We start from the raw sequence: 430 nt of genomic DNA, 5'->3' as shown, positions 1-430 counted from the left end.
GCGGAAGTTGATGTGGATGACTTCGGTGCCGCCACGGACCATGAAGAACGGTGGCTTCTCGATTACGTCGTGGCCGATGTTGACGATCAGGTCGGCTGCTTCGACGGCGCGGTGCACGAAGTCACCGGACGACAGGGCAGCGTTACCCAAGAAGCGCGGGTGGCGCTCGTCGACCACGCCTTTACCCATTTGCGTAGTGATGAATGGAATGCCGGTCTTGTCGATCAGCTGCTTGAGGACCTTGGCGGTCATCTTGCGGTTGGCGCCGGCGCCGATCACCAGGATCGGATTGCGGGCCTTTTGCAGTTTTTCAACGGCTGCCTGGATGGCCACGTGCTCGGCCAGCGGGCGACGGTGCAGGCTGCGCGGGATCGGCAGGGCGTCGGTCTGCTCGGCGGCGATGTCTTCTGGCAGTTCCAGGTGCACGGCA

1 pseudogene is annotated in these 430 nt (G+C 63.0%); it reads right to left on the bottom strand.

The features are described from left to right. Positions 1–430, bottom strand: a pseudogene (locus IAE39_RS29495) (acetolactate synthase large subunit); the annotation flags it as partial.

The sequence above is a fragment of the Pseudomonas sp. S37 genome, assembly GCF_016658545.1.
Taxonomy (GTDB): domain Bacteria; phylum Pseudomonadota; class Gammaproteobacteria; order Pseudomonadales; family Pseudomonadaceae; genus Aquipseudomonas.
This window is presented reverse-complemented; position numbering and strand designations above follow the sequence as displayed.